This window comes from Acinetobacter sp. ANC_7511 (assembly GCF_056779975.1).
Genome location: NZ_JBWYIY010000034.1, coordinates 1 through 8,682 on the forward strand (window position 1 = coordinate 1; position 8,682 = coordinate 8,682).

The window sequence follows — 8,682 nt, forward strand, 5'->3', positions numbered from 1 at the left end:
ATTTTAATGAGGACTAAGGTTTGAGTTTGCATCGTTGCGACCGCCATCTTGTGTGGGCGGATCGTCGGGATTTCAACGAGCAAGGTTTCAACTGATGTAATCATTTCCACTCTACGCATTCTTGCATTGTGTATTTCATGTGGTATACCTTAAAAGAATGCAAAAATAGAGTCGAAGATCATTTTTGCATTTTAATATATTTAAAAGGTATGAAAGTCATGGAGCTTAGACATCTACGATATTTTGTCGCAGTGGTAGAAGAACAAAGTTTTACAAAAGCAGCCGAAAAGTTATTTATTGCGCAGCCACCATTAAGTAGACAAATTCAAAATTTGGAATCAGAGCTTGGCATTGCTTTATTTGAGCGAGGTAGCCGTCCATTAAAAACAACACAAGCCGGATATTTCTTTTATCAGCACGCAGTGAAATTACTTGCCAATGCTGAAGAAGTTAAGTCTATGACTAAGCGTATAGGTCTAGTTGAACGTACAGTAACAATGGGGTTTGTCGGGTCACTGCTTTATGGGCTGCTTTCTAAAATTGTATATTTATATAGGCAGCAGCAACCCCACTTAAAGATTGAACTTGTTGAAATGACCACGCTAGAACAAGTTAAAGCACTCAAAGAGGGGAAGATTGATGTTGGATTTGGGCGGCTTAGAATTTCAGATCCAGCATTGAAGCGAATTTTGCTTCGTGAAGAGCGCTTAATGATGGCAGTGCATGCGAGTCATCCTTTAAGTTTAAAAAAAGAAGGTGTTTATCTATCTGATATTTCTGATGAAAATATTTTTTTATACCCTAGCCATACAACCCCTAGCTTTGCAACTCAAGTCCAAGCCTTGTTTGCAGAATATAATTTAGAACCTAAAAATATACGTTTGGTGCGAGAAATTCAGCTATCTCTTGGATTGGTTGCAGCTGGTGAAGGTATTTGTATTGTTCCAGAAAGTGCGAAATCAATTCAGCTATCCCATTTGCTTTACATCCCAATTTTAGATGAAACTGCAGTAAGTCCAGTATTTATGACGATACGTAATCTAGATGAGAGCGAGGACATCATGTCTCTAATAGATTGTATTTACCAAGTGTATGATTTAGAAGCAATTAAGTATGATAGAAATTTAATTTAGATAGGGTCTAATACAATAATTAGACTTAGGTCTAAAGCTATTGGATAAAAAATAGCAATCAAAAATCTTAAATACTCAAAATAACTACGACTTTAGCTTATGCCCCGAAAAGGGGCTTAATTTTTTTTGATAAATTTCAAACAAATAATTTTAACTTTAAAGAAAAAGTAGGTTGCAATAAAAAATTCAAATTAGAAATTCTCAAAGAATTTTTTTTTTAAGTAATTATTCGTCTAATTTTTATTCAATCATAATAGAAATAAGCCCTCGAGATTATTTAGACCTTGAAGGTATATATATAGATATATTCGGTTTTGGACATTTTTTCAGCTTTAAGTCAATGTTGCGTCATATTTTTGGAGAGTTTATTTGCAGGAGGCGCAACCTTGGAAGCAAACAAATTAAATATCAATCGTGTGATTGATGATGCTAAGTTCACACCATTTCATTGGGGTGTATTGTTTTGGTGCTTATTGATTATTATCTTTGATGGTTATGATCTTGTCATTTACGGAGTTGCATTACCTTTATTAATGCAGGAATGGGCATTAACTTCAGTACAAGCTGGATTGTTAGCAAGTACAGCTTTATTTGGGATGATGTTCGGTGCTATGTCATTTGGTACATTATCAGATAAGCTTGGTCGTAAAAAAACCATCATGATTTGTGTGGCAATCTTCAGTGGATTTACATTTTTGGGGGCATTTGCATCAAATCCGACTGAATTTGGTATTTTACGCTTTCTTGCTGGTCTGGGTATTGGCGGTGTGATGCCTAACGTTGTTGCTTTAATGACTGAATATGCACCTAAGCGAATTAGAAGTACTTTAGTTGCTCTTATGTTCAGTGGATATGCAATTGGTGGTATGACGTCAGCATTATTAGGTGCTTGGTTAGTTCCACAATATGGCTGGAAAATTATGTTCTATATCGCTGCATTGCCTTTAATCGCATTGCCGTTGATTTGGAAATTCCTACCAGAATCTTTGATGTACCTGACCAACAAAAACCAAACCGAGCAAGTGCGAATTAATGTTAAGAAAATCGCACCTGAAAAAAATATTACTGCTGACACTCAATTTGTATTAGATGAAGTCACAGCAGGTGATGAAGCTCCTTTAAAAGCATTATTCCAGCAAGGTCGTACCTTTAGTACATTCATGTTTTGGATCGCATTCTTTATGTGTTTGCTTATGGTTTATGCTTTAGGAAGCTGGTTGCCAAAGCTTATGATTCAAGCGGGTTACTCGCTTGGTGCAAGTATGATCTTCCTATTTGCATTAAATATCGGTGGTATGGTGGGTGCAATCGGTGGTGGATATCTTGCAGATCGTTTCCACATCAAAAAAGTACTCACAATTATGTTCGTGTGCGGTGCACTTGCACTTATCCTTCTCGGCTTTAATAGTCCACAAATCGTGTTGTATACGCTAATTGCAATCGCGGGCGCTGCAACGATTGGCTCACAAATTCTACTTTATACATTCGTCGCACAATATTATCCGTCGACAGTTCGTTCAACAGGTATGGGTTGGGCATCTGGTATTGGTCGAATTGGTGCAATCGTAGGTCCAGTACTCACTGGTGCTTTGTTAACCATGGAACTTCCGCACCAAATGAATTTCTTGGTAATCGCAATTCCTGGTGTGATTGCAGCGTTAGCAATTTTTATGGTGAATCTGAAAAATTCAGTAGATGGAAAAATTGCTCAGGAAGAATCTGTACACTCTTCTAAAGTCGTAGAACAAGCTCAGTAAAAATTCTTTATAAATAAGACAGCTGCCAGAAGGTGGCTGTTATTTAGACTTCTAAACCATTTTATAGGATAAGAGAGATTAGGATGATCTTTTCAAACAAACCATTTACTTTAAGTTTAATCTCATTAGCTGTTTTAACCTCTACTGCAACGTTTGCACAAAGCACACAACAGTCTGAAATAGAGCAATTACGTCAAGAAATCGAAGCACTTAAATCAATGATGGAACAACAACAGAAGAATGCTGTTGTACAGGCAAAATCGATTGAGACATTAAAGACAGAATCAGTTAGACCACAACCAAAATTAAATGTTGGTAAAGATACAACTTTTAATTTTTATGGAAATGTTCGTCTAGATGCCTCATATCAAGCCGAAGGTAGTGCGGCAGATCGCCTATATAATAATATTAATAAAGTTCCTTTAGCGGGACAAAGTGAAGCAAGTGATCAATTGAAGTCGACTCTTGCGGCAACACGTTTAGGTTTGGATATTCATAGTCAAATCAATGATAAAAAAGTTTCAGGTAAAGTTGAAGTCGATTTCTTGGGTGGGACTGGATTTGATAATCTTCGTATACGTCATGCTTATATGAATTACGATAAATGGTTAATTGGTCAAACTTGGTCTAACTTTGCTGTACCAGACTACATGCCTGAAACGATTGATGCCTTAGGTTATGTTGGTGGTGCTGTAAAACGAACCCCTCAAGTTCGTTATAGTATGAATTTAGCGCCAGCAACAGGTTTAGTCATTGCAGCTGAAGATCCAAAAGATGGGTTATCAAAAATGCGTACACCTGCAGTCACAGCGCGATTGAATCATCAATTAAATGATGATGCTAAACTCAGTTTACGTACTATGGTCAATGAAAAGAAAACAGAAGTTGATGAAGTCGTTGCATGGGGCGTAGGACTTGGTATGCAATATAAATTAACTCCTTCAACTACACTGAAAGCTGACTACTATCATGTAAAAGGAGATAGCAGTTTCGTTTCATGGACGAATCCTGGTATCAGTCGTAGCTCATCTGGTGAAATTTTAGATGAGAATGAATTTGACTCAATTACGATAGGTTTAACTCAGCAATTTAATCCTCAATGGCGTGGAACTGTTGGGTTTGGTTATATGAATCAAGATGTAAGTGCTGCTTATCAAGCAGGTCTTTATCATGAAACCACAAATAAACTTGGTATTAAGTTGAATGAGGTGAATAAAGAACTTTGGCAAGGTTGGGTCAATGCATTCTATAGCCCGATCAAACCGATTAGCCTTGGGTTGGAATATGTGTATGGTGAGCGTAAAGCTGTGGTATCTACGCCAAATGGTTCTAACACAGGTGAAGATAATCGTGTCAGTGCTGTAGCAATTTATAATTTCTAAATGATTCGAGCTTGGATGATGATAAAAAAGGGCGATTTTTCGCTCTTTTTTTATGGGATGGTTGTAGAGAATGTCAGAATAGATCCTAGAAAAAATAAAAATATAAAAGTACTATGAGATCTTATTTGACTTTAGATTCTCATCTACTAGGAGAAGGCGCGTTTCGTGTACGAATTAGATTGCAAATTACTCAGTATTTTTTTTCATGTTTATAAATTTAAAAGTGTCTCGATTGCTGCTGAACAATTGCAGATGAGTCAACCTGCTGTAAGTAATATTCTTAATAAAATTCGACAACATTATAACGATCCGCTTTTTTTAAGAATTGGGAATGAAATGATCCCGACGGAATTATCAAAGCAATTATTCCCATTGGTCAGTGAAGCATTAAGTAAAGTTGAAGCGATTAATAATTTTACGATCGATTTTGATGAAGCTATATCAGATCAGCAATTCACCTTGGCGATGACTGATGTTTCGCATTTAGTATTACTGCCTAAGATTTCCCAATATCTAAAAGCAAAAGCATCTCATGTCAGATTAAATGTGCGTCCAATAACTTCTGAAACAAGTTATCAAATGGCAAATGGTGAAATTGATCTTGCACTAGGATTTTTGCCGCATTTAGAAAATGGCTTTTATCAACAAAAATTGTTTGAGCAATATTATGTTGTTATTGCAGCAAAAGATCACCCGCGTTTAACGGGAGATTCAATCAGTAAAGAACAGTATTTGGCAGAATCACACATTGATATTGATGCGGGAATGGGGCATTACCATATTGAAAATGAGCTGTTAAACCTTGAACTCAAAAGAAATATTTTAATGCGATTACCAAGTTATCTTGGTGTTGGTCTTGTTGTTCAAGAAACTGATGCGATTGCTACAGTGCCTTACTATCTAAGTGAAGTTTTATTATCACGAGGCAATTTAAAAATCTTTGATGCACCTATTGCTTTCCCGACATATGGTGTTAAACAATACTGGCATATGTCCTGTCATCATAAGACCAGCCATCAATGGCTTAGACATATGTTTCATGAAATCCTTGTAAAATAACACTCATAAATACTCTATGAGCAAGCGATTGGGGTTATATAGGTAGGCTATTCCTTAATTAAAAATAGCCTAAGCTCTAAGCATCGTTATTAATTTTTAACCAAACCGCCATCCACTATTAAATTTTGACCAGTGACAGCTTTGGAGTACGGTGACAAAAACATTAAAATGGCTGAAGCAAACTCATCAGGAGTGACTACTTTACGCAAGGGGGTAGCGGAAGCAATATAATCAAAAACTTCCTGTGGCGTGCTTTTACTTGCATCAGTTTGTTGAAGTAATCCACCAGACAACATATTGACATTAATTCCAAACTCACCCAACTCATGGGCACATGTTCTGGTAAATGCGAGAAGGGCAGATTTTGCAGTAGTATAGTCATGATATGGCACAACAGGATTTTGCACCAAGTTTGTACCTATATTCACAATTCGACCGAATCGATTAGCTTTCATGTCGGCTAAAGCGGCTTGAGTGGTGTTAAGGGCAGCTTTGACAGCACCCTCAAACTGAGTGTGCATATCATTCCATTGTATTTGTGAAATATTTGGTCTTGCATCCCCGTTAAATTTAAAACTAACGAGTGCATTATTCACAATTGAATGAATAGCTTCACCAAAATGCAGTTTGGCAGCGTTAAACATTTCTGAAACTTGATCTGCATCAGTAATATCCGCTTGATAACTAAAAACTTGATCAGGATGTGAAAGTTTTAATGTCTTAGCGGACTCATGACTACTATGATAATTGACAACGACACGAGCGCCATCGCTCAATAATGCCTTGGTAATAGCCAAGCCAAGGCCTCGTGCCCCACCTGTAACGAGTACAATCTGTTCGTTTATTTTCATTTACACACAATCATTAAGACTTGGTGAAGATTGTATTTAAATAATAAGTAACTTCAACCTTTGATAAAGCAAAAATATTTATTTTTGAAATGAAATTTCTAATAGTTTGTGATGAATAAATCTGAGCTTGTCTAAGACTTTATCTGATAGCGTAAATGGGTATGCATCATCTAAACCCATACTGCGATTAAGTGCATTTAAGTTAAAAGTGATGATTAACCAGTTTTGTAAAACAGTTTCAAAGTTTTTAGCACCAATCGGATTTTCTTCGATCGTCATACTTGGGAGATCAGCACGTTTAGATTGAACACTCAGACCCGCATAGTATGCTGTTTCTAAGGTATCCATCATATGTAAATAATGTGCCCAAGTCTCTGCCCAATCTTCCCATGGGTGAGCACTTGCATAGGAACTAATAAAATTTTTCTGCCAGTCTATGGGTGGACCTTCGTGATAATGTCGCTTTAAAGCCTCAGCATAATCTTGTCGTTCATCTCCAAACATTACTCTGAACGCATCAATGAGATCTGGTCGAAGCTCTTGAATGAGATCAAAATAGTAATGCCCGCTTTCGTGGCGAAAATGACCGAGTAGGGTTCGATAGTTTTCACCCATTTTTATTCGGGTTGTTTCGCGGTATACGACGTCTGCTTCGCTTGCATTTAATGTAATTGTACCTTGAGCATGCCCAGTTAAAACAGGAAGATCTGGTTCGGGCATCAAAAAATTAAATCTAATTCCAAATTGATCTTGATCATTTTTTTTTGGTCTCGGCATGATATTTAGTTGTTGCATCATATAAAGGAAACGACGTTTCGCATGCTCTAATCTACTCCAATAGACGGTGTGATCAGGATTATTTAAATTTGGAATAATAGAGGTTAGTTTGCAAGAGTCACAGTAAATATCAGAACTTTCTGCAGGAATCATCCAATTGCATACATGATGATGCAAATAATTAAAACAGGGTTTATAAAGTTTATTTTTGAATTTGGGATTAATAGATTTCCACAACTGAATAGTATGTTTATGGAAACTTCCCATTTCTTTTTCTTCTACAACATATCCTAAATTAATTCCACAATGAGTACATGTAGAATTCATAAAAAAGATTTGCCGATTACACTGCGCGCAAGAAAAATATTTCATAAAAATTATTCATTTTTTTGAGATTATACCATTGCTTTTTTCAAAAAAAAATTTGAGTTTCTGAAATTAAATAATGAAAATTAAAAGCAAGAAAAAAGATGAACAATAAGTAAGCAACGTATTGAATTTGTAAATAGCAGTCTACTTAAGATCATTTAGTTGCTGTATAAAATAAAATCAATTTTATTAAAAAATAGTGTGATACAAATCACAATATATTGAAATATATGATTTTTAATCTAAAAAAATCTTGATTAGAAAACTAAATGATCGTTTAATGCTATTAAGTAAAATTTCTTTAAATCTATGGGTATTTTGTATATGCAAACTCAGATTATCTCAAAAAAAACCTTGAATAATACGATCACTTCAGAAAGCAATATAATTAAAATTGTTGAAGACTCAGTTGTAATGATCGACGTGGCTCCTGAAGATGTTCAAGAGCTGATTGTGAATGATAATCAGGTCATTATTAAATTAAATAACGGGGAAACAATTACTTTAGATAACTTCAATTATGAAACTTCAGATCTTGTTTTCCGTAATCAAAACGGTGAAATGTATGTCCTTGATTTCAAAAACGTAGAATACAATCCTTTAGAAAGCATAGAAGCGTTACTTGAAGGTGGTGCTGGAACTGGCGCTACAATCTTAAACAATTGGTTAGCTGGTGGTGCACTAGCACTAGGTGCAGTTGGAGTTGGCGTAGCTGTATTTGATGCTGCTAATGGATCAAGTGACACAAAACAACCGTCCAAAGATCTCAGCAAATTAGTTGATGCAATCAATGATGCTAAAAATTCATTAAATCAATTGGATGGTGATGAAAAACAGCGAGTTGAAAATGCTATTAATGATGCAGAAGCTGTTTTAAAAGACCCAGAATCAAGTCAAGAATTACTTGACCAGACGGCTGATGATTTAATTGCTACTGTTGAAGAAGCTTTAAAAAGTCAAGAAGCTAAAGATGCTGCTAAATTAGAAGAAGCAATTAATAATCTTGAAGCTGATTTGGAAAAGGCAAAGGATAAGTTGGAAAATGAAGATCCAAATGATCCATATACTGAAGAAACTAAATCAGAATTAGAAAAAGAAATTCAAGAAGCTCAAAAGCTTGTAGACGACTTTAATAAAAATATTGGTGATAAGCCAAGTATTGACAATGTAGATAATGCTCATGAAGAATTAAATAATGCAGTTGATAATCTTATCACTTTAAATTCTTCAGAAGCAGCAGAAGCTGTTGAGACAGCGGAAGCTAAGCATGATGAATTGGTAGAGGCAATTACAGCAGCAAATGGTGTAATCAGCCAAGCAACCCAAGACCAATTGCAAGGGTTGAAAGATCAGT

The 8,682-nt window shown here is 35.8% G+C and carries 7 protein-coding genes; 5 read left to right on the forward strand and 2 right to left on the reverse strand.

Annotation, left to right across the window (positions count from 1 at the left end; all coding sequences use genetic code 11):
* Positions 1-218: 218 nt before the first annotated feature.
* The 4 genes from AC1M9L_RS14550 (at position 219) to AC1M9L_RS14565 (ending at position 5,331) form a co-directional block, all read left to right on the forward strand.
* Complete coding sequence (locus tag AC1M9L_RS14550; protein WP_035270297.1) at positions 219-1,133, forward strand: LysR family transcriptional regulator; 915 nt, start codon at positions 219-221, stop codon at positions 1,131-1,133.
* A 386-nt stretch (positions 1,134-1,519) separates the two neighbouring features.
* On the forward strand, positions 1,520-2,890 hold the full coding sequence (locus AC1M9L_RS14555) for an aromatic acid/H+ symport family MFS transporter (protein WP_481592529.1): 1,371 nt from the start codon (positions 1,520-1,522) through the stop codon (positions 2,888-2,890).
* An 83-nt stretch (positions 2,891-2,973) separates the two neighbouring features.
* Positions 2,974-4,272, forward strand: a complete 1,299-nt coding sequence (locus tag AC1M9L_RS14560) for a DcaP family trimeric outer membrane transporter (RefSeq protein WP_481592530.1) — start codon at positions 2,974-2,976, stop codon at positions 4,270-4,272.
* Positions 4,273-4,437: 165 nt separating this feature from the next.
* Positions 4,438-5,331, forward strand: coding sequence for a LysR family transcriptional regulator (locus AC1M9L_RS14565; RefSeq protein ID WP_035270286.1), 894 nt, complete (start codon positions 4,438-4,440; stop codon positions 5,329-5,331).
* An 89-nt stretch (positions 5,332-5,420) separates the two neighbouring features.
* Here the strand turns inward: AC1M9L_RS14565 and AC1M9L_RS14570 are convergent, their stop codons facing one another.
* The gene (locus AC1M9L_RS14570) at positions 5,421-6,182 is read right to left on the reverse strand and encodes a 3-oxoacyl-ACP reductase (protein WP_481592531.1); all 762 of its coding nucleotides are present in this window, start codon (positions 6,180-6,182) and stop codon (positions 5,421-5,423) included.
* A gap of 78 nt (positions 6,183-6,260) precedes the next feature.
* Complete coding sequence (locus AC1M9L_RS14575) at positions 6,261-7,331, reverse strand: zinc-binding metallopeptidase family protein (protein ID WP_481592532.1); 1,071 nt, start codon at positions 7,329-7,331, stop codon at positions 6,261-6,263.
* A 321-nt stretch (positions 7,332-7,652) separates the two neighbouring features.
* Here AC1M9L_RS14575 and AC1M9L_RS14580 point away from each other — a divergent pair.
* A partial coding sequence (locus AC1M9L_RS14580; protein ID WP_481592533.1) for a BapA/Bap/LapF family prefix-like domain-containing protein occupies positions 7,653-8,682 on the forward strand: 1,030 nt, incomplete at its 3' end.

Excerpts from the sequence above, each read along its gene's own strand:
- AC1M9L_RS14550 (WP_035270297.1), top strand. The coding sequence starts at position 219 with ATGGAGCTTAGACATCTACGATATTTTGTCGCAGTGGTAGAAGAACAA.
- AC1M9L_RS14560 (WP_481592530.1), top strand. The coding sequence starts at position 2,974 with ATGATCTTTTCAAACAAACCATTTACTTTAAGTTTAATCTCATTAGCT.
- AC1M9L_RS14570 (WP_481592531.1), bottom strand. The coding sequence starts at position 6,182 with ATGAAAATAAACGAACAGATTGTACTCGTTACAGGTGGGGCACGAGGC.
- AC1M9L_RS14575 (WP_481592532.1), bottom strand. The coding sequence starts at position 7,331 with ATGAAATATTTTTCTTGCGCGCAGTGTAATCGGCAAATCTTTTTTATG.